The 21,300-nt window shown below is 62.9% G+C and carries 19 protein-coding genes and 2 pseudogenes; 11 read left to right on the top strand and 10 right to left on the bottom strand.

The window, feature by feature from the left end:
- Positions 1-1,942 (bottom strand): annotated as a pseudogene (locus tag GXH28_RS14240) (hypothetical protein); the annotation flags it as partial.
- 9 nt (positions 1,943-1,951) lie between these two features.
- A pseudogene (locus GXH28_RS16995) lies at positions 1,952-2,029 on the bottom strand (hypothetical protein); the annotation flags it as partial.
- Positions 2,030-2,469: 440 nt separating this feature from the next.
- On the opposite strand from GXH28_RS16995, the gene thpR reads away from it, so the two are divergent.
- Genes thpR through GXH28_RS14210 form a run of 6 tightly spaced genes read left to right on the top strand, consistent with a single transcriptional unit; the run spans position 2,470 to position 8,579 of the window.
- Complete coding sequence (gene thpR / locus GXH28_RS14235; RefSeq protein ID WP_169239698.1) at positions 2,470-3,057, top strand: RNA 2',3'-cyclic phosphodiesterase; 588 nt, start codon at positions 2,470-2,472, stop codon at positions 3,055-3,057.
- Between the two features lie 44 nt (positions 3,058-3,101).
- On the top strand, positions 3,102-5,129 hold the full coding sequence (locus GXH28_RS14230; protein ID WP_169239697.1) for a heme lyase CcmF/NrfE family subunit: 2,028 nt from the start codon (positions 3,102-3,104) through the stop codon (positions 5,127-5,129).
- A gap of 5 nt (positions 5,130-5,134) precedes the next feature.
- A complete protein-coding gene (locus tag GXH28_RS14225; protein WP_169239696.1) occupies positions 5,135-5,617 on the top strand; it encodes a cytochrome c-type biogenesis protein in 483 nt (160 codons plus the stop codon).
- Positions 5,610-6,203 (top strand): TlpA family protein disulfide reductase, encoded by a 594-nt coding sequence (locus GXH28_RS14220; RefSeq protein WP_169239695.1) that lies wholly within the window; start codon positions 5,610-5,612, stop codon positions 6,201-6,203. The genes GXH28_RS14225 and GXH28_RS14220 overlap by 8 nt, the downstream gene beginning before the upstream one ends.
- Positions 6,204-6,262: 59 nt before the next feature.
- Entirely contained in the window at positions 6,263-6,745 is a 483-nt protein-coding gene (locus tag GXH28_RS14215; RefSeq protein ID WP_169239694.1) for a zinc ribbon domain-containing protein, read from the top strand.
- Positions 6,746-6,770: 25 nt separating this feature from the next.
- Positions 6,771-8,579 carry a c-type cytochrome gene (locus GXH28_RS14210; protein WP_169239693.1) on the top strand — a complete coding sequence of 603 codons (1,809 nt, stop codon included), beginning with the start codon at positions 6,771-6,773 and terminating at the stop codon, positions 8,577-8,579.
- Here GXH28_RS14210 and GXH28_RS14205 read toward each other — a convergent pair.
- From GXH28_RS14205 to GXH28_RS14185, 6 genes are all read right to left on the bottom strand, one after another.
- Positions 8,568-10,220, bottom strand: coding sequence for an AMP-binding protein (locus GXH28_RS14205; RefSeq protein ID WP_169239692.1), 1,653 nt, complete (start codon positions 10,218-10,220; stop codon positions 8,568-8,570). The two genes, GXH28_RS14210 and GXH28_RS14205, sit on opposite strands and share 12 nt — an antisense overlap.
- Positions 10,217-10,465, bottom strand: coding sequence for an acyl carrier protein (locus GXH28_RS14200; protein ID WP_169239691.1), 249 nt, complete (start codon positions 10,463-10,465; stop codon positions 10,217-10,219). The genes GXH28_RS14205 and GXH28_RS14200 overlap by 4 nt, the downstream gene beginning before the upstream one ends.
- Before the next feature lie 7 nt (positions 10,466-10,472).
- Positions 10,473-11,594, bottom strand: a complete 1,122-nt coding sequence (locus GXH28_RS14195; protein WP_169239690.1) for an SGNH/GDSL hydrolase family protein — start codon at positions 11,592-11,594, stop codon at positions 10,473-10,475.
- Positions 11,591-13,015, bottom strand: coding sequence for an MBOAT family O-acyltransferase (locus tag GXH28_RS14190; RefSeq protein ID WP_169239689.1), 1,425 nt, complete (start codon positions 13,013-13,015; stop codon positions 11,591-11,593). Before GXH28_RS14190 ends, GXH28_RS14195 begins: the two co-directional genes overlap by 4 nt.
- The gene (locus GXH28_RS16685; RefSeq protein ID WP_255464584.1) at positions 13,016-13,144 is read right to left on the bottom strand and encodes a hypothetical protein; all 129 of its coding nucleotides are present in this window, start codon (positions 13,142-13,144) and stop codon (positions 13,016-13,018) included.
- A 180-nt stretch (positions 13,145-13,324) separates the two neighbouring features.
- Positions 13,325-14,608, bottom strand: a complete 1,284-nt coding sequence (locus tag GXH28_RS14185; RefSeq protein WP_169239688.1) for an MFS transporter — start codon at positions 14,606-14,608, stop codon at positions 13,325-13,327.
- Positions 14,609-14,665: 57 nt separating this feature from the next.
- On the opposite strand from GXH28_RS14185, the gene prfB reads away from it, so the two are divergent.
- The 3 genes from prfB (at position 14,666) to GXH28_RS14170 (ending at position 17,110) form a co-directional block, all read left to right on the top strand.
- Positions 14,666-15,779, top strand: a protein-coding gene (gene prfB / locus GXH28_RS14180; RefSeq protein WP_445082661.1) for a peptide chain release factor 2 whose coding sequence is annotated in 2 segments (ribosomal slippage) — positions 14,666-14,743 and positions 14,745-15,779 — 1,113 coding nt in all. Because the reading frame shifts where the segments join, the coding sequence is not laid out codon by codon here.
- Between the two features lie 54 nt (positions 15,780-15,833).
- On the top strand, positions 15,834-16,451 hold the full coding sequence (locus tag GXH28_RS14175; RefSeq protein ID WP_169239686.1) for a metallophosphoesterase family protein: 618 nt from the start codon (positions 15,834-15,836) through the stop codon (positions 16,449-16,451).
- Positions 16,448-17,110, top strand: a complete 663-nt coding sequence (locus GXH28_RS14170; RefSeq protein WP_169239685.1) for a carboxylesterase family protein — start codon at positions 16,448-16,450, stop codon at positions 17,108-17,110. The genes GXH28_RS14175 and GXH28_RS14170 overlap by 4 nt, the downstream gene beginning before the upstream one ends.
- 94 nt (positions 17,111-17,204) lie before the next feature.
- On the opposite strand, the gene GXH28_RS14165 is transcribed toward GXH28_RS14170, so the two are convergent.
- Complete coding sequence (locus tag GXH28_RS14165) at positions 17,205-18,089, bottom strand: glycosyltransferase family 2 protein (protein ID WP_169239684.1); 885 nt, start codon at positions 18,087-18,089, stop codon at positions 17,205-17,207.
- 18 nt (positions 18,090-18,107) lie between these two features.
- Positions 18,108-19,373, bottom strand: a complete 1,266-nt coding sequence (locus GXH28_RS14160) for a gliding motility-associated C-terminal domain-containing protein (protein WP_169239683.1) — start codon at positions 19,371-19,373, stop codon at positions 18,108-18,110.
- 95 nt (positions 19,374-19,468) lie between these two features.
- Here GXH28_RS14160 and radA point away from each other — a divergent pair, with 95 nt between their 5' ends.
- Together radA and GXH28_RS14150 are read left to right on the top strand one after the other, a co-directional pair.
- Positions 19,469-20,848 carry a DNA repair protein RadA gene (radA, locus tag GXH28_RS14155; RefSeq protein WP_169239682.1) on the top strand — a complete coding sequence of 460 codons (1,380 nt, stop codon included), beginning with the start codon at positions 19,469-19,471 and terminating at the stop codon, positions 20,846-20,848.
- Between the two features lie 22 nt (positions 20,849-20,870).
- A partial coding sequence (locus GXH28_RS14150; protein ID WP_169239681.1) for an NAD-dependent epimerase/dehydratase family protein occupies positions 20,871-21,300 on the top strand: 430 nt, incomplete at its 3' end.

The raw sequence follows: 21,300 nt of genomic DNA, 5'->3' as shown, positions 1-21,300 counted from the left end.
GGTCAACCCGATGACCACTTATCGGTCCGCCAAACTGATCCTTAAGCACACCTTCCACGGCGAAGGCTGTGAAGATCTCCGACGACTGGATCAGCGACCAATCCACCTGCGCGGGCAAAGGATAGCCGAGGCGGAGAGTGACTTGGGATGTGACGTTAGGGCTCATCACCGTCGCTGTTACGTAATAGTAGCTCGCATAGCTCGAGTCATCGACGGTGGACACAGTCACCGTGAAGCGTCCATCTGCCCCAGACCAGGTTGTTTCCGGCTCAACTCTCAGACCTAAGCTACTGCTGAAGTCAACACGGTGCGGCCGAGTCACCACCTGACCTGCCGCATCCCGGATTTCGCCAACGACCGTGGCAGTGTGAGTGCCTTCAGAAACAATATCCCAGTACACTTCTGCAGGCAGGTTGTGCGCAACTTCGACGGACAGCGAGGACGTCACGTACTCCGCGCCGTTGAGGCTCGCCGCCGTCGCGGTCACGTAATGCACACTTTGATTGCTCGCCGAATTGAGGAGTATTGTTGCTGTGAAGCGTCCATCTGCCCCAGACCAGGTGCTCTCCGGCTCAACGCTGAGCTCTGGGGTGCTGATGAAGTCAACGCGATGATTGCTTACTGGTCGCCCCAACTCATCTGTGAGCATGCCGCTGATGACCGCTGTCGTGGCAGTGTCCCAGCCAACCAGCCACAGATCCATTTGCGCGGGCGGACCATGTGTGAAAGTGACATACAGCGTAGGGACCAAGGACACGCCGTCCACAGTCCGCATCTCTAATGCAAACACACCTGGCCGGGCAGATGCAACGTGAACTTCAAAATTCCCCTCGTGATCTGTCTGGCCAAGGTACGTCTCTCCTGTGTTCCACCACCCCACCTCGTTGTCGTTCAGCCAGACACCATCCAGCGGCCAGTTGTCGGTTGATGCGTCGGTGACGCGTGCCCACATGGGACGCATCCAGACAGGACGCCCATCTGACCTGCGCAATTGTCCTCGCACTCGCACATGATGGGAGCGTGAATCATCCGCGTAGCTGACCGCTAATCCATCTACGCTCAGATGGGATGTCTCAACATCTACGGGCAACACATGTAGCCAAGTGCCGGGTTCAGAGACCCACTTGCCATTAGCTCCCCCTGTCACATCGATCTCGTATTCCGGCATCACATCTTCTCCGTAGATGCCGGCGATCGCAACTCGCCCACCACCGCCACCGCCGCCGCGCAACAGTTCCCCGTTGTAGGACATGCTCGCGCCTGCACCGCCTTTCGCCTCGATGACTCCTCGTCCATACAGGCGTGTGGCTACTAGCCACACGCTTCCACCTGAACCACCTCCACATGCACTGTCCGCCCGCGCATCACCACCATTCGCAGAAATCACACCCTCATGTGTGATGACATACCGAGCGACTAGTTTGATAGCTCCCCCCCCACGACCTGGGCATGTCACATCAGCACTTCGCACTCCACCGCTGCTGCCCAGCCGATCAGGTGCAGCGATATTGCCGTAAGCTATCCCATTCCAAGCAGGGGGGCCATCGGGAGGATAGGGATCGCCCTGGCCACCAATGCCGCCGTATCCGCCACCACCTGTTGCCGATTCCTGCTGCGATGCTCCGGCTCCACTACCGCGCCCGGCTTCATGACCGGTGCCATCTCCGCTCAGATGGGCGCCACTCTCGATCACGATGTTGCTTGCCGTGATCACCCGTTGGCCTGTCAGTGTAACCACGGCTCCTTGGCGAATGATCAAATCGCCATCAATATCCAAATTTCGAGTGATCACTGCATCACTTTCTAAGATTACATTGCCCACCACTTCCACCGGCTCAGGCGGCACAAATGCGATCCAGATGCCCCCGTCGAACTCAATCTCGCCACCTGACCCACTCACTACCAGGCGCACCGGCGACGACAACGCCTCCGCTGCAGTCACCGTGGCGGAGATCACACCTGACGCATCGGTGTCCCCTTCCTCTGGATCAACTCGCAGCGCCTTGTCTAGTCGCCAGCTTATAGGCATCCCGGCCAACGGCTGCCCCGCGGCATCTCGAACAGTGGCTGTCAGCACAATTCGACCTTCCGGTCCATCACTATCAGCAACCGCCACCTCACGGTCTGAGGTTATATCAACCAGCGCAGGATCGGACGCCTGCGCACGCAGCACCAATGGCCGTGTGGCCGTCCGCGATGCGAGTGATGCTAATCGATGCACAGACTGTAGCGATGTCTGCACAGATGAATGTCTGGACACGCGAGAGGCAGAAAGCCCATGCGCGAACGCGGTCTCCGCAAACAAGGCCGTAACCGTCAAACAAACCAAAGCAGGCCTGAGGAGCCGTGGACAGTTCATGGCAATTGCGATGATAGCGAGCAAAGCTCAAGGAGATGTTAAGGCCCAGGCTAATGACAGCCTATTTCGTCCGTCTAATGCGCATGGCTCAGCCAAACTAAAATCCCGTCATGCGACCTATCAGCCAGCCCGCCCTGCGCGCCTTCCTCGCGCTGGATTTCGACGATCACGCGCGGCGCTTCCTCACCGCACACCTTCGCCGGCTACGCGATACCCCCTGGGCGGGCCACGTGCGCTGGGTGCGCGCAGACAATCTGCACCTCACCCTTCGCTTCCTCGGCGACATCACGCCGGCGCAAGCAGACCACTACGGCGATGCTTTTGGCCAGGGGTTGGCACAGATCCCCCGACCCACACCTTGGACCCTCGCCGTGACCTCGCCCCGTTTCTTCCCCCATCCTGCGCATCCGCGCCTCATCGCCTGCTTGGTCGAAACCGACACGACGCTCAATGCGCTGACCGCACTGGCTGAGGCTTGCGCAACCGCCATCGGGCTGACACCGGAGACACGCCCTTTCCGTGGGCACATCACCCTGGGCCGGATGCGCGACACCTTTCCCCACAACGTGCACCCGTTGGCCGAGGAGCGCCCTGTTCATCTCCGACCCGCCCAGATCACGCTCTACAAAAGCCAGCTCGATCCGCGCGGCGCCATCTACACCCCCCTGCGCGCATTCTCGGCAACCTCTCAGCCTTGAGCGCTATCATCCGCGGCCGAGGATGCATATAATCCTGAAAGTTCATGTTTGCTGATCTGGGCCATTTGTCCGTCATCTTCGCCTTCGTCGCCTGTCTGTATGCTGCCGTGGTTGCCCCGTTGGGCGCACAACGCAACGACGACCGGCTGGTACAGAGCGGGCGCATCGCGGCGTTGATGACCTTCCCCCTGGTGCTGATCGGATGCCTGGGGCTGTGGCATGCGCTGCTCACGCACGATTTCGGCGTGCAATACGTCGCCAGCGTATCCAGCCGCGCCACGCCGGTGTTCTTCCGCATCACCGCGCTATGGGGCTCACAGAACGGCTCCTTGCTGTTCTGGTGTCTGATCATGTCGGCCTTCGTCGCCGCCGCCATGGTGCGCGATTGGGAAGACGCCGGCGATAAGTCCCTGTTGCCTTACGTGACGATGACGATGGCGCTGGTGCTGGGCTTCTTCCTCTTTCTGGAGCTGTTCCTGGCCAACGCCTTCGTGCGCACCGACTTCCCCCCACAGGACGGCAGGGGGCTGAACCCTCTGCTGCGCCATCCCGGCATGATCATCCATCCGCCGATGCTCTACGCCGGCTACACCGGCCTGTTGGTGCCGTTTGCCTTCTGCATCGCCTCGCTGATCACCCGCCGCAGCGACGACCTGTGGCTACGTTCATCGCGCCGTTGGACGCTGGTGGGGTGGGCATTCCTCACCGCCGGCTTGCTGCTCGGTGGCCGCTGGGCGCACGATGTGCTCGGCTGGGGCGGGTACTGGGGCTGGGACCCCTCAGAGAACAAGCCGCTGATCACCTGGCTGATCGCTACACCGTTCCTCCACTCGGCCATGATCCAAGAAAAGCGCGGCATGTTCAAGAACTGGAATGTGTTCTTGATGATGCTGACGTTCGCCTCGATGTTCTTCGGGACGGCCTTCATCCGCAGCGGTCTGCTGACCAGCGTGCACGCCTTCGCCGCCAGCGACATTGGGCCGTTCTTCATGGGCGCCATGGTCGTCATCCTCACTGCCTGCGCTGCGCTGTGGCTCACGCGCCTCGACGTGCTGCGCAGCGAGAATAAGCTCGACTCGGCCTTCTCGCGCGAGGGCATCTTCCTGATCCAAAACGTGCTCTTCCTGAGCACGGCTTTCACCGTGTTCATCGGCACAATCTTCCCGATCTTGAGCGAGGCCATTAGCGGCACAAAGATTACAGTAGGCCCACCGTTCTTCGACCAAACCGTTGGGCCACAATTGGCTGCCCTCGTCGCCCTGATGGGCGTGGCGCCGCTGTTGGCGTGGGGCAAGTCCAACGGCGCTGCCGTAGGCCGGCAGATGCTCGGGCCGCTGACCTTCGCCGCCGCGGTCATGGTCGCCTTGCTCGCCGCCGGCGCGACTCAGCCGGTCCCGTTGCTATTGTTCGGCCTGTGCGCCTACACCCTGGCGCAGACGGTGATGGAGTACGTGCGCGGCGCGCGGGCGCGCATGCATAGCATGAACGAGCCAGCGCCGCTGGCGCTGGTGCGGTTAGCACAGAGAAATCAGCGACGCTACGGTGGCTATCTGGTGCACCTCGGCGTGGTGTTGTTGGCCATTGGCGTCATCGGCAAGGGGTTCTACGGCTACGACACCATCACCACGCCGGCCGTGAAACTCAACGAGAGCTTCACAGTGGGCGACTACACGTTCACCTATCGCGGCATCCGCCCTGTGCCCTGCGAATTCAACGATTGTCAGACGATCCAGGCGATGTTGCTGGTCACGTCGGCCAAAGACGGTCGCGTCCTGGGCGCGGTTTTCCCTCACCGCGATCACTACCCGGTGCAACAACACACCGCCACGATCCCCGCCATCAGCGGCACATTCAACACCGAAGTCTATGTGCTGCTGGCGGCGTGGGAAGACGGCGGCGCAACGGCTTCGTTCCAGGTTTACATCAACCCCCTGATCAACTGGATTTGGGTCGGCGGGATTGTCATGATCCTCGGGTTCGTGGTGTGCTTCTGGAAGGCGCCCGAACGCGAGACAGTGACATCGCCGGCTGTGGCGCAGCGCGCAATCCGTGCGGGCGTGCCGGCGAGGTAAATGCGATGCTACGTTTCGCCGTTCACACTTTACGCCTCATCAGCCTGCTCTTCGTTGTGGTATGTCTTGTGGGGCGGCCCATCATCGCGCAGGTTCCTGCGCCGGATGAAGCCACTTATCGCATCGCTAAGCAGTTGAACTGCCCAACATGCGCGGGACGCAACCTGGCCGATTGCCCCACCGAGACCTGCGCACAGTGGAAGGCGGAGATCAAAGCCCAGCTCGACATGGGCAAGAGCGCCCAGGAAGTGCTGGACTACTTCCAAGCGCGCTTTGGCCCCACCGTGCTGCAAGAGCCGCCTAAGACTGGCGTGACTGCGCCACTATGGGCGGCGCCGGTTGGCGCGGCGCTGGTGTTCTTGCTCGCCGCCGGCGCAGTGATGTTGCGCGCGGCGCGCCACAACCCGTTGACCGACGTCGCCGCTGCCGACCCTGCAGAGGACCCGTTCGTGTCAGCGCTCGAAGAAGAAGTGAGGCGCAATGGTTGACGAGCCTTCGGTCGCCCGCCAGACATCGCGCGTGCATGGGATAGGCGGCAAACCGTTGATCGTCGCGGGCATCCTGCTGGGTATCGTGGCGATTGCCGGGGTGTTTGCGATCGCCCTGAACCTGGTGTCTCAGCAAGGCGCGCGCCCCAAGCCCGGCTCGCCGGCGCCCGATTTCACCCTGGCGCTTTACCCGGGTTACCGCGCGGGCCTGCCGGAGCAAATCCGACTGAGCGACCTGCGCGGCCAGGTGGTGGTGATGAATTTTTGGGCTTCGTGGTGTGTGGAGTGCTACAAAGAAGCTGACGCCCTAGAAGCGGTCTATCGCAAATATAAGGATCGCGGCGTCATCTTCCTCGGCATAGATTACCTGGACACCGAGGCGCCGGCGCTGGCGTATCTGAAACAGTACGATGTTACCTACCCCAACGGCCTGGATGTGCAGCAGCGCATCGCCCGCGCCTATCGCATCACCGGCGTCCCGGAGACATTCTTCATAGACCGAAACGGCGTCGTGCGCGAAGTCATCATCGCACCCCTGACCGAAGCGCAGCTCATCGCTAAGATCGAGGCGTTGCTGGCCGAGTAGCACCTATGAAGGGCTAAACGCTCAGACTGCGACGCAACTCACATTCTCAACTCGATTTAATGTTGTCCCTTGGAACTCTTCTGCTTGGCCTGGCCCTGTTGATCATCGTGGCGCTGGTCGTGGCGCTGCCACTGTTCGATCGCAAAACGCCGGCCATCGAGCTGCCCAGCCGGCGCGAGGCGCTGGCGCAAGAGCGCCGCGCCGTCATCAGCGCCATCCGCGAGCTGGACTTCGACTACCACACTGGCAAGATCAGCGCGGAAGACTATAAACGACTGCGCGAGGCGCGCGTGGCCCGAGGCGCGCAAATCTTGCGCGAGCTGGCCGAACTGGCCGATGAGCACGGCGCTACAGATGTGGAAGCAGAGATCGAGGCGCAAGTCGCGCGCTTGCGCAAGGTCGCCACATCCGATGGCCGCGCGCCGGCCCGGGCCGTCTGCCCGAGTTGCAGCCGCGTGGTCGGCGCCGATGATAAGTTCTGCTCGCAATGCGGACGGCGCCTACAGCCTCGGCAGTCCGAAGCCGTGGCGAGTGCGGAGTGAGCAAATTCGGCCGAGCGATTAACCCATGAGGCGCAGTTTAGGTTTTCTCGTCAACGTTGCTGTGATGGCGCTGGTCGGCTGCACGATGTCCAGCCGCCCGACCTTGCCGGTGGAAGTGCTGCTGACGCCGGCAGCGGTGCCGACTATCGCTGCCGACGGCGAAACAGCGCCGCTTCAGCCGCCTGACGCCGCCGCCGGCGCGGCCATTTATGCGGAGAAATGCGCGGCTTGCCACGGCAACACCGGCCAGGGCGATGGCCCCAGCGCCGCACAGATTCGCGCACAGGGCAAGGTCGTCGCCAGCCTTGTGGAGCCGGCGCGCTTCCGCACGGCGCGTCCGCGCGACTGGCACAACGTGATCACCAACGGGCGCATCCAGAATCTGATGCCGCCCTTTCGAGGCTCGCTCAGCGCGCAGCAGCGCTGGGATGTGCAAGCTTACCTTTGGGCGCTGGGCACAACGCCGCAGAACATCCAGGCCGGCGAGCAGCGCTATCAGGCCCAGTGCGCCGCGTGCCACGGCGCCACCGGCGAAACGCCAGTCGGCGACGCCCGTCGCGCGCTCAACACCCCGCGCTTCCTGGCCGAGCATTCGCTGCTGGACATCGCCAATCTGATGCTGCGCGGCGACGCACACACCGGCATTGACCTGGATGAAGCGCAACGCTTCCAAGTGGCCGACTTCGTGCGCACCCTGGGCTATCGCTACGCCGACCCAGCGGCGATCCGCTCCGCAGCCATCACCGGGGACGGCGTCATCAACCTGCGGGCAGTCAACGGCACGCCGAACGGTCCACCCATTCGCGCGCTTCCGGTGACGCTGCGCGTGTATGACACAGCCGGCGAAGTCTTCTCACGCACGGCGACGTTGGACGAGGCCGGGCAGGTCTCGTTCGACGGCTTGCCGACGCGCACCGACTACTTCTATCAAGCCGAGCTGGACTACAACAACGGCCGGTTCTATGCCGCGCCGATGCAGTTCCCGATTACCGGCACGCGGTTGATCAGCGACATCCTGCCGGTGTTCGAGACGACCACCGATCCCAGCACGATCCAAATCAACGAGCTGCACATCTTTGTGCAAGACATCACGGAGAACACGGTAAAGATTGTCGAGTACTACTTATTCGACAACATCAGCGACCGCGCCTACATTGGCGAGGCAGGTCCAAACAACAAACGGCGCACGCTCAAGATCAGCGCGCCGAAGGACGCGCAGAACCTGCGCTTCGACGGCCTGGGCCTAGGCAGCCGTTTCTTCCAGGATGGCGAGGTGATCTACGATAGCGACGTCGTGGTGCCCGGCCTGCGCTCGGCGCAGATCGCAATGCTCTATGATCTACCCTATCGCGATCGCCGCACCTTCGAGCGGCGCGTGTTCTACCCCGTCCAGCGCGCCGATGTGATCGTGCCAGAGGTGAACGGACCAGGCACACCGTTCACGGTGACAGGTGGGCTGACCGACCAGGGGGTGCAGCGATTGGTTAGCGGCGACCTGCGCGTATTTCTCAGCCCGAAGGCGCTGGCAGCCGGCGAGACCTTCTCGTTCGAGCTACGTGGCCGGCCATTGGCGGCGCCGGCGCCCGGCTCCGATCCGCGCGCTATTGGCTTTGGCCTGATCGCTGTTGGCTTGACGCTCGGCTTTGTCTATTTCGTCGCAAACCGCGCACGCGCCCAACGGGCAGCCGAGGCGGCTGCTCCCCTGCGCCGCAAGATCCTTTTGCGCGAAATCGCTGACCTGGACGACAAGTTCGCCCTGGGCCAAATCGCCGAAGCGGACTATCGCGCCCAACGCGACCGGCTGAAGCGTGAACTGGTTGCGCTATGGGAGTGAAGGAGCGCTTCGCGCCTGCTGCTCGGCCAGATACTTCTCCTTGTTCGCGCTGCGCGCCACCTTGCCGCTGCTGGTTTTGATCAACCACCGCGCGTCCACCATCACCACCTGCCGCACAGCCACATCGGAATTGCGCGTCACATGCTGGCGGACCGCTTCAGCCACGCACGCGCGCGCGTCGGCATCTTCGCTTTCCGCTTCGGCGACAATCACCACATCTTCGGTGCCGGACTCCGGGTTGAACACCCCGAATGCCACCACGCGTCCCGGGCGCACGCCGGGCACCTCGCCGGCTAACTGCTCCAGGTCCTGCGGATACACATTCTTGCCGCCGACGATGATCAGGTCTTTCTTGCGGCCGGTGACGTAAACCTCGCCATCCAGCATGTAACCCAGGTCGCCGGTGAGATAGAAGCCCTCGAAGAACGCCTGAGCAGTAGCATCCGGGCGGCGGTAATACTCGCTCAACATGCAGTCGCTCTGCAAGGCGATCTCGCCGATGGCACCTTCAGGCAAGTCTCGCCGATCTTCGCTCAAGATGCGAATGCGCACGTTGGGCAGCGGACGGCCCGAGGAAAGCTGGCCGGCGTTGCCGATGCCGCCGCCCGCATTGCGCGCAATAGGCGCGCCGATGTCGCTCTGCGTGACGGCGAATGTGTTTTCGGCCATGGCGTAGCATGTGGCAAGCGCCTCGGCCCGCAGTCCATAGGGCTTGAACTTTTGCAAGAAGACCTGATGGCTGGCGTGATACACCGGCTCCGAGCAGTTGATCACCGCGCGCAGGCTGGACAGGTCAGTGCCGTCTAAATCGCGCTCGCGGATGCGCGTGGCGCAGAAGTTATAGGCGAAGTTCGGCAACCAGGTGAGCGTGCCGTGATATTTGGCCACGGCTTGCATCAGTTTGACCGGCGCGCGCACCCAATCGAGCGGCGACATCAGCACCAGCGGCACGCCCCGCAACACCGGCATCACGAACGACGCGATCAAGCCCATGTCGTGATACAGCGGCAGCCAACTCACAATCACGTCGCGTTCATTCAGCCCGATGGCCGGGGCATAGGCGTTAAGCTGATTGAACACGGCGCGATGCGACAAGGCGACGCCTTTCTGCAGGCCCGTGCTCCCCGATGAGTGCTGTAGCAGCACGATATCAGTTTCGCTACGTTTCATGCCGCCCAGCGAGGCGAAATCGGGCACAACCGCTGTGACTTCACCGACCACGATAGGCGCGACGCCGGCTACGCCCGACGCCTCGATGGCCGATTCGACCTCGCGGGCAAAATCGGGATAGGTGACGATCGCGCGCGGCCGCGTCACCCGGATGAGGGAAGCCAGGTCCTTGCGATAGCGCTCCGGCAGCAGCTTCTCGGTCAGCGGCGGCAGGATCGCAGGGACTGCGCCGTGCAACACCGCGCCCCAGAACGCATACACCAACGGCTCGCCATGCGGCAGGATGATCACGACCACGTCGGCCTGCCCGACGCCGTGCTGAGCCAACATCTGGGCAAAGCCAGCCGAGCCGCCCGCCAGGTCGCGATAGGTGAGCGTCACGTCATCTCGTCGGGCGAATTGCAGATGAACGGCCGGCCGCTCCGGCGCGTCCGCATAAGCCCGCGCCAGGACTTGCGCGAAGGTCGTCATTGCCGTGACCGGATCAGGGCGACCAGTTGATTGAGCGTGTCGAACGTGTCGGCGTTGAGTTCGCTGTCGTCAATCCGCACGCCGAATTTATCCTCGACGAACAGACCCAGGTCAACCAGGTGGAACGAGTCAATCAGGCCGCTGGAGATCAACGGCTCATCCGGCTTGATCGCGCGTTTCGGGTTCTTCAGGATAGCGCCGGCGATGTATTCCGCTATAGGCGCTGCAATTGCCTCATCCATCATACGGCTATTATCCTCGGCCGACAATCACTTTGGCCAATGCCTCGGCCAGCATTCGCGCTCCCGCCGGCGTGAGGTGCACCGCGCTGTTAGTGAATTCCGTCTGCGGCACCAGGTTCCAGGCGTCAAGATAGTCCACACCGCGCAATTGCAGATGGTCGCGCAGAAGCGCGCGATATTGGTCGTAGGCCCAACGCGGGTAGAGGAAGTTGTAACGTGCGTCGCTGTTGCGCCCTGTGCTGACCAAGATCGGCTCGTTGACGACGAGCACGCGCGCACCGGCGCCGGCGGCGATGCGCATGCCAACATCCAGCACATCAAACGCCAGCGCGTCCTTTGGCAACGTCGGCGGCAGCAATCCCTTGAACGACCGGTCGGCGTCCAGATCGCGCTGCGCCGGCTCGTAGGTCTCCGGGATGTGCTGGTCAATGCGCGTCGCCGCCCATAGCGCGCCATAGGTCTGCAGGCGCAGCCAATCGGCAAGCGCGCGGCGTTGCCCGACGAGCGTCCGCTGAAGGAACGTGGGGGCGAGGAGGGCCGGATCGTCCGGGCGGCTGCGCAGACGATGTTCGGCGATCAGCGCGCGCACCGCCTCGGCATTGTGCTGCACGATCGGATGTGCGAGTTGCTGATCGGCCGGGAAAGATTCGAGCGTCACCAGCCACACGACGAGGTCAGGCTGGTATGCCACGGCGCGACTGAGCATGAGCAAATCTTTGGTCAACGACATGATCGGATAGCCGAGGTTATAGGCGCGCACGATGCGCCCATCGGCAGTCTTCAGGCGCATGGCGTTGAGCTGACCGGCCAGGGTGTTTTCGTTGCGCAACAACCAGCCCCAAGTGGCCGAATCGCCCATGAGCAACACGCGGAATTCATCCGCGCGCTTGGGCGCGCCCGCCAACTCGTGAGAAGCGAACATGGCGTTGAGATCGAACAGACTCAGGTTATAGGCCCGCGCAGGATCATCGCCATAAGGCAAGCGCGCGCGCCCCGGCCACAGCACGTTGTAGAGCGAGAGCCGCCCTAAGGCAGGCACGGGATCGGTCAGCGCAAAGACGAGGTTGAGCGCGACAAACAGCGACAGCGCCTTGACGGCAATGCGAAGGGCAGTGCGAGCGTCGAGCGTCATAGGCCGAAGAGCTTGCGGAACACGCCGAGCGACAGCGCGGCATCCGGCAACGCAAACCACACCCAACCCAGCGCCACGAAGTGAAAGGTGAGCAGCACGCCTGCCGCGCTTATCGCGACTTGCAAGCGCGGTCGCTCCTGCATGGCGGTCAATCGCCCCTTGGCGAAGTCGGCCCAGCGATTGTGGAGAAACAGCCCAACCCCATGCCACAGGCCCCACAGGGCGAAGTTCAAGGTGACGCCATGCCACACGCCTATGAGCAACATGGTTGTGACCTGGCCGACGAAGATAATCGTCGGCACCGCCCATGCGCGCATCCGCAATGCGCGGGTGAGCGGGTTGAAATAGTAGGTGCGAAACCACTGCGCCAGCGACATATGCCAACTGCTCCAGAACTGGGTCAGGTTGGGCTTGAGATAAGGCCGGTGAAAGTTCTCCGGCAGCCGGACGCCGAAGATGCGCGCGACGCCGATGGCCATATCGGTATAGCCGCCGAAGTCAAGGTAAATGCGCCAGGCGTAGGCGTAGACGAGCAACCACATCCAGCCGGCGCCTTGCGCCTGCGCCGCATTGACCTCGTTGAGCGCCAGAAGCGCCAGCCAGTCGGCCAGGACAAATTTCTTGAACGCGCCGACGGCAATGCGCCGCACGCCCTCGGTTGCGTCGGGCCAGTTGAAGGCGAACGACGCGCGCAGGTCCCTAAGGAAGCGCTCCGGCCGGTCAATCGGCCCGGCAATCAGCGCTGGCGCGAAGACCGCATAGGTGACGAACTCGCGCAGCGACATGGCCGGCAGCCGACCCAACGCGCGCTCGCGCAGCGCTGCGATCCATCGGAAGCAAATGTAAGAGAACCCCAGCCAGCGCACGTCCAGCGCCGATGCCTGCGCCGCCGATTGACCTTGTGCAACGCGCAGGAGCGCAGCGAACGCCTGGGTGAGTGGCTCGTATTTCAGCACAAACAACAACGCCACCAGCGCGATAACCAGCGCCGTCGTCCACGCAGGCCGTGGGCCGATGATGCAGCCAGCGGCGACGGCCAGCAGCGCAGCGATCGCCAGCGCTGCCAATACACTCAGCACGGCCGGCGGCGGGGTACGCGTGATCAGCATACTGAGCGGCTCAGCGAAGCGCAAAGCAGCAATCCCCAGCGTGATGCCGCCGATGAGCGCCGCGTCGGTCAACGTCGCCCGATCCGGCCGCCGATGTGTCGCAAGGGCCGACGACGTCGCCGCCCAAACAACGACCGTCAGCACAAGCGAAGCCGTCGGCAGCCAGAAATCCATCTGGCGGATGGGCATGGCCGGTTGCAAGGCGTATACGGCCAGGACGCTGAGCACACACAAGCCGATGCTGCGCGCCTGCGCTTGGTCGAGCACCCAACGACCCGTAGCCGCCGGCGGGGAGGTCTCGGTCGCAAGCATTCAGAAGCCCTGATAGATCCACTGAGGAGCGCTATCGGCGGAGACGACGACCAAAGCAAGGATGAGCAAGCACAACAACAACGCGATCAGGTTCTCGCGCGAGAAGACGCGGCGGCAAAACCGTTGCATTCTACGAATTCTACCCAGGGCCTGCTCGGCCAGCGCCTCGCTCGGATGGGCGCGAAGGGAACGCCTTGGCCGACCCGCCCGCGCCCCTCTCGCCTACCGTGCCGATGCTCCCTGCGCCTGCCTCCGCACCACAAATACGCCCTCGGCTTGTGACATGCGCAGAGGTGCGCCTTTGCCCAATCAGGCCCCTGCCGGTTGTGCGACAGCCCGATAGCCGCGCAGCATTGGGAACCGCGCCGCTACCCACAACGTGAGCAACACAGTGATGATGCCGCCGCTCACCACGCTGAAGGACACGCCGAACGCTGCCGCCACCAGGCCGGCTTCCAACTCGCCGAGCTGCGGCCCGCCGATGAAGAAGATCATGTTCACGCCCACCATGCGGCCGCGCAGCGCATCGGGCGTGTGCATCTGGCGGATGATATTGCGAACAACCGTCGAGACGGTATCCGCTGCGCCGGTCAGGGCGAAGCAGAAATAGGACAGCACAAAGTTCGTCGCCATGCCGAAGAGCGCGGTCGCTGCGCCGAAGATCAGCACACTGCCGATCAGCACTGCGCCCTGGCGTTGGATTTCCCGGCGCAGCGAGGTGACCAAGCCGGCGATCACCGATCCCAGCGCCGAGGCAGTGGAGAGCAAACCGTACCCTGCGGCATCGGTGCGCAAGATCTCCGCAGCGATGATCGGCAGCATGGTGCGCGCCGACGAGAAGAACGTGGCAAAGAAATCCAGCAGCATGGTGCTGGCAATCATCGGCGAGCGGAACACAAAGCGCAGCCCTTCACCGATGGCCTGCAGGCTCACAGCGTTGCCACTCGCATGGCGTGCATCATCGCGATACGTCATCAGCAGCAACGCGACGATGACGCACAGGAATGAGAGGGCATTCAGCGCATAGATCACGCCCACGTTCGTCACGCCGATCAGCGCGCCGGCGACGGCCGGGCCAACGATGCTGGCGATTTGCATGCCCAGCGTGTTCAGGCTCACGGCGTTGGTGAAGTGTTCACGCGGGACGATGTTCGGCAAGAGCGCCTGACGCGCGGGGTTACCAAACGCTGTCGCCGCTGCGATGCCTGCTGTAGCGAGGTAGATCGGCCACACCGCTGTGTTGCCACACAGGGCCAGCACAGTCAGCGCAGCGGCGCACGATAGTGACGCAACCGACGCCGACAGCATCAACCCCCGTCGGCTGCGCGCATCGGCCAGCGCACCACCGATCAACGCAAACGCGATGATCGGCAACACACGCACCAGGCCGAGCGCGCCCAGGCCAAGCGCATCGGCGGCCAGCGTGACCGACGCGCCCAATACCTCCCAGGTGATCGTTCGGCCGCGCAACAAGGCGAAGATGTCCCAGTTGACCGCCGTCAGTTGCATCTGTGAGCCAACGAACGAAGCGAATTGGCCGAGCCAGAGCAAACGAAAATCGCGATGTTGGAGCGCAGGCAGACGCTGAAGCACAACGCTGCAATTGTAGGATATCGGCGAGCCGCTTTCCTGCTATCATCAGGGCTTGCTATGCTAGAAGTGCTCACCTCACTGAAAGACAGGCTGGCGGACGCCCAGGCGCGCATCGCCGACCTGCGGGAGCGTCTTTGAGATCGCTGCGAAAGAGCGACGCATTCGCGAGATTGAGGCGCTGACATCGGACGCGAACTTCTGGAACGACCCCGTCCGCGCGCAGGCGCTCATGCGCGAGATGGCGACGCTCAAGGCCAGCGTGGACGCTCACGAACAGCTCTTGCAACGCGCTTCGGATGCGGCGGTGATGATCGAGCTGGCTGATGAGAGCGGTGACGAAACGGCAGCGCGCGACGCGGAACACGAAGTCCGCGTGCTAGAGGCCGCGCTCGAGCGCGCCGAGCGCGCGTTAATGTTCTCCGGCAAATACGACCACGCCGACGCGATCCTCACGATCCAACCCGGCGCCGGCGGCGTGGATGCACAGGACTGGGCGGAGATGTTGTATCGGATGTACCTGCGCTGGGCTGAACGACACGGTTTCAAGACCAGCGAAATTGACTACACCCCCGCAGAAGTGGCCGGCATCAAGAACGTCACATTGCAAATCTCCGGCGACTGCGCCTACGGTTACTTGCGCAGCGAACGCGGTGTGCATCGCCTGGTGCGTCTATCGCCGTTCAACGCCGGTAACACCCGCGAGACCTCGTTCGCCCGCGTGGACGTGTATCCCGACATCCAAGACAACGACATCCACATCGAGATCCACCCGAACGACCTGGAGATAGACACGTATCGCTCGCAGGGCGCCGGAGGGCAAAACGTCCAAAAAAACGAGAGCGCCGTGCGCATCAAGCACATCCCCACCGGCATCGTCGTCACTTGCCAGGATCAACGCAGCCAAATGCAAAACCGCGAGCGCGCCATGCACATTTTGAAGGTGCGGCTACAGGAGCTGGAGGAGCGCCGGCGTGAGGCCGAGTTGCGGCAGTTGCGCGGCGAGCACGTGGACGCCGAGTTCGGCAACCAGATCCGCAACTACGTGCTGCATCCCTACCGCCTCGTGAAGGACACGCGCACCGGCTACGAAACCAGTCAGATCGAAGAGGTCCTCGACGGCGACCTGGACGCCTTCATGGAAGCCTACTTGAAATCGAGGATCACGAGTTGAGGACGAAGCGACGCGGGCTACCTTCCTCGATGCTCGATTCTGGGTGCATCGTTCATGAAACTGCTAGCTGTCAGCGATGAGGTCGTCGCATGGATCCACAGTCCACAGCTTGCGGAGCGCTGCCAAGATGTGGACGTTGTGCTGAGCTGCGGCGATTTGCCCAACGACTATCTGGAGTACATCTCGACGGTGCTTGGCAAGCCCTGCTTCTATGTGCATGGCAACCACGACCGCAAAGACCAGCGCGAGCCGGAGGGATGGATTAACCTCGACCTGCAGCGCTACCGGCTGGGCGCGCTGCGGCTGGCGGGCCTAGAGGGCAGCCCGCGCTACAAACCTGCTGCGCCTTTCCAATACACGCAGAGCGATCAGTGGCTCCGCGCGTTCTGGTTGGCGCGCAAGATGGCGCAGGGGCTGGCGCGTTGGGGACGCGGCGCGGACATCGTGATCAGCCATGCGCCGCTGCGCGGCATCCACGACGGGAGCGATCCGGCCCACATCGGCTTCGAAGCGTTCAACTGGCTGGTCAAGGCGTTCAAGCCGCGCCTGTGGCTGCACGGCCACCAACACCGCAACTATGCGCCGATGCAAGCGCGCGAAACCCAGCTCGGCCAGACGCTCATCGTGAACGTACATCCCTATCGCGTTCTCGAATTGCCGGACCAACCATGATCCAAATCCCGCACACGTTCTCCAGGCGCATCACGCGCCGCATCAGCCTCGACTATCTGCTGCACCTGCCACCCAACTATTCGCGTCGAGGCAAGTTCCCGCTCATCCTCTTCCTGCACGGCTCAGGCGAACGCGGTTCGAACATCGAGGCGGTCAAGCAGCACGGCATCCCTAAGGCCGTCGAGCAGTGGCCCGACTTTCCTTTCATCACCGTCTCCCCTCAATGTCCCGAACACACGACCTGGATCATGCAGGCCGACGCGTTGTTGCTGCTCCTGGACGACGTGATGCGCCGCCACGCCGTAGACCCGGCGCGGGTATACCTCACTGGCCTAAGCATGGGCGGCTACGGCGCCTGGTATCTGGGCAGCGAGCACCCCGAGCGCTTCGCCGCGGTCGTCCCGGTCTGCGGCGGGTTCGACGGGTTGTTGGGCTATCCGGAACGCGTGTGCGGCTTGCGGTATACGCCGGTGTGGGCGTTTCACGGCGCAAAAGACAAGGTCGTGCCGCCCAGCGAGTCGCGCATCCTGGTGCGCAAGCTGCGCCGTTGCGGCGGGCGCGCCCGGCTGACGATCTACCCCGATGCCGGCCACGACTGCTGGACGCGCGCTTATGCCGACCCTCGGCTCTACGCATGGCTCGCCCGGCAGCAGCGCTGATGCCTCGCTCATACTCAACGCAAGCGCCGCGACGCCGCCGGCGAGCATCCCACCCTATACGGCGTTGCCGGTGGCGATGCTCAGGCGTGTGCGTTCAATCCGTCGCGTCATCGCCGGCTTGGCGATATTGCGCCGGCACCAATCGCATCGCCAACCAACGCTTGAGCGGCGTGTAATGCTTGCGATAGTAGCGCTGCCGGCTGCGCCACTTGAGTCGCTCGGCACGTGCGCCGGCCTGGCTGCTGCTCGCTCCGCCGTAGTGCGTCACCACCGCCTGCGGCACGCACCAGATCTCCCAGCCAGCTTTGCGCATGCGCATCGCCCAGTCCACCTCCTCGGCATACATCTCGAAGCCCTCATCGAGGAGACCCACCTGCCGGATAGCTTCGACGCGCACGAACATCGCTGCGCCAAGCGGGTGGCCGATCCGGAAGGGTGTCCCTTCATACTGCGCCGTGTTGTAGCGACCGTCCAGCCAGGTGTTGCGGAACCGCCACAAGACCGGCTGCGTTTCGAGCGCGAGCTGCACCAAACCCGGCAATGCGAATGCGCCATGTTGCAGGCTGCCGTCCGGGTTGAGCAGCCTCGGCCCACACAACCCACAGCGCGGATGCGCCTGCATGAAGTCCATCAGCGCCTTCGTCGCGCCGGGATGCACAACCGTATCGGGGTTTAAGAGCCAGGCGAATTGGGATTGGAGATTGGTGATCGGAGATTGAACCGATCTCCGATCTCCGATCTCTAATCTCGCTAGCGCGACGTTGTTGCCCTTGACGTAGCCGATGTTCTGTTCGCAGGCGATCAGTTCGACCGATGGGAACTCGGCGCGCACCATCGCCGGCGTGCCGTCGGTTGAGGCGCTATCCACGACGAGGATGCGGTGCGGAGCGCCGGCAGCGTCGAGATCCGCAATCAGCGAGGCGAGGCACGCGCGCAACAAGTCGCGCACGTTCCACGAGACGATGACGACGGCCAGCATAATCACTTGTCTTCAGCATCACGGTTCGACTAGCGTGACGAGGATTGGCGTCACCCGACTGTTGATAGGCGCGATCTCAACTTGTTCCTGGATCAACGCGCCCCAGATGCGAAACGGGTTGCGCACCGGCACGCGGTTGAGCACGATGCATCCCCGCACAACGACTTGTCGGCCGGGCGGGAGGTAATACAACTTCACGCCGTCGCGCGCGACGACTTCCAGATCATCCAGCGTGCCTACGCCCCAGCGCCAGGGATGATCTTCGCCGGTGTTGGTCTCGAAGTCCACCCCCACACGCCACACCCCAGGCTCTTCCGGAAAGCCCTTGGTGTAGCGATTGGTCTCCATGGTGTAGCAGTCGTTGGGGTCGAATGGGCCGGCAGTGCGGATGGGCGTGCTGCTGACGTTGCGGATGGTGGTGGTGAAGTAGAGCGTGTCGCCCAGCTTCATCGTCAATTCTGGCGTCGCGCCTACGCCCGACCACTCGATGCCGTTGCCGTTGGGCTGCAACACGATCTCGGCCATCGGCCGGCCGCTGTCGGCAATCGTCAGCGGCGCCGTGACGACGTCGCGCTGGCCGATGAGATCCTCGGCCTCAGCGACGATGACATATTGTCCATCTGGCGGCGGGTCGGCGCCCAGGTCAATGCCGCCGTCGTAGTCATAGAAGTAACGACCGGCAGGCAGTACTTCGTCCACCGGCAGCCGCTGCAACAGTCCCTCCTGGCGCGGCACGTCGTAGCGGAAGTTATCCGGGCCGATGACATACACGCGCAGTTTAGCCGGCTGCGAAATAAACACGTTGATATACACATGGTCGTCTATCGCGTCGCGGTTCGGCGTGATGACGTTGGTCGAAACGGTAAACTCCTCGATCTTAGGAAAGGGCAAGTCGGCCTCTGTAATCGTGAGCGTGCCGGTATGCATCGCGGTCCGGCCATCGAGCGCCGTCGCCTCCAACGTCCATACGTATTCGCCGTCAGGCAGCAGGCGGCCATCCTCGACGATGCCGTTGAACAAATATTCGTATGGGCGGGGAATGGCCGGCCGCTCCACATCGCGACGAATGTCATAGCGCCGCCCTTGGCGATCGGTCAGATAGATCGAAATTCGCGCCGGCGCGTTGACCCGATAGCTGATCCGGGCCAGGTCATCCTTACCATCCGCATTCGGGCTGATGACGTTCGGCACAACCAGCACGTCGTTCACCGGCTGGGGATTGAAAGCGCAAGCCACAAACAGACCCATGAGCGCAATCAGCGCCCCTTTTTGTCGCACCATCATCGTCAGTATACAAGGCGCGCCTGCGCTTATGCCCTCACCCCGCGGGGAATGCACTCGAACCTCTCAACGCAGAACATCTGTGCTACACTGCGGCCATGCCTAAAACAGCCGCACCCAAGCTGAAGACGCAATATGTCTGCACGAGCTGCGGCAGCGTACATGCGCGCTGGTCGGGCAAGTGCCCGACATGCGACGAGTGGAACACCCTCGTCGAGGAAGTAGTCGAGGAGCAGCCGGCAGCGGGCCGGCGCATCCTCGCGCTCGGCACTCGGCCGCAGAAATTGGCCGACGTGCGCGCCGACGCAATCCAACGGCTGCCGTTGCCCATAGGCGAATTCAGCCGCGTGCTAGGCGGCGGCATCGTGCCTGGTTCCCTGGTGTTGATCGGCGGCGACCCGGGCATCGGCAAAAGCACACTGCTGCTGCAGAGCGCGGTACTCGTCGCCCGGCACGTCGGGCCCACCTTGTATGTCAGCGGCGAAGAGAGCGCCCAACAAATCAAGATGCGCGCCGAGCGGCTGGGCGTGGGCGACAGCGAACTCTACCTGCTCACCGAGACCAACCTCGACGCAGTTGTGAGCGCGATCGAGACCATGAAGCCGAAGCTGTGCATCGTGGATTCGATTCAGACGATGTATGTAGATGGCCTGCAATCCTCGCCCGGCACAGTCACCCAGGTGCGCGAGAGCGCACAGCGACTCCAGGCGATCGCCAAAGCCAACAATGTGGCCATCTTCATCGTCGGTCATGTGACCAAGGAAGGCAACATCGCCGGACCGAAGGTGCTCGAGCACATCGTGGACACCGTGCTGCAACTGGAGGGCGACCGCTTTCAATCTTTCCGCGTGCTGCGCAGCATGAAAAACCGCTTCGGCGCGACCAGCGAAGTGGGCGTGTTCGAGATGACCGGCGACGGCATGCGCGAAGTGCTCAACCCCAGCGAGGCCTTTCTGGCCGAACGCATGCGGCACGCCCCCGGCAGCACGGTTGCCGTCACAATGGAGGGCACCCGCCCGCTGTTGGTAGAAGTCCAGGCGTTGACCAGCGCTACCCAGAACCCCATGCCACGCCGCACCGCCAACGGCTTCGACTACAACCGGCTCTTTCTGCTGATCGCCGTGTTGGGCAAGCGCGTCGGCATTCGCCTATACGACCAGGATGTGTTCGTCAACGTAGTAGGCGGGCTGACGATTGACGAGCCGGCCGCCGATTTAGCCGGCGCAATCGCTATCGCCAGCGCGTATAGAAATGTGCCGGCATCACCGGACCTCGCGGTTGTTGGCGAGGTAGGATTGAGCGGTGAAATCCGCAGCGTCGGCCAGTTGAACCAGCGGCTGAACGAAGCCGCAAGGCTTGGCTTCGCGCGCTGCATCTTGCCCAAAACCGCGCGCCAAGTTGAGCGTCCACCGGAGACGCTTCAGTTGTTGCCGGTGCGCAGCCTGGGCGAAGCGCTGGATGTGGCACTGGGCCAATGAGCCTGCGCTGAGTCATCGCGCCATGAAATCGCTCAACAAGATACTCGTCACCGGCGGAGCCGGCTACATCGGCAGCATCACCACGCAAGAACTCATCAGCGCTGGCTACGATGTCGTGGTATTCGACAACCTGTACCAAGGTCATGCCGAAGCCGTCCCCCCCCAAGCCACCTTTGTGCGCGGCGATCTGGCTGACAAAGCTGCCGTCAAAGCGCTGTTCGACGACCACCCCGACATTGACGGCATCATGCACTTTGCATCGTATACGCTGGTGGGCGAGAGCATGGAGAAGCCGCTGCTATACCTACGCGACAACTTGGTCAATGCCGCCAACCTGCTGGAGGAGGCGACCGCGCGCGGCGTAAGGCGCTTTATCCTCTCTTCCACGGCCAACCTGTTTGACCTGCCGCCGGATCGCCAGTTCGACGCCATAGACGAGCGCTTCCCTATCA

The organism is Candidatus Roseilinea sp. NK_OTU-006 (genome assembly GCF_012931985.1).
Classification (GTDB): domain Bacteria; phylum Chloroflexota; class Anaerolineae; order J036; family Brachytrichaceae; genus JAAFGM01.
The sequence above is the reverse complement of the archived record's forward strand: the minus strand, read 5'-3'. Positions and strand labels throughout refer to the sequence as shown.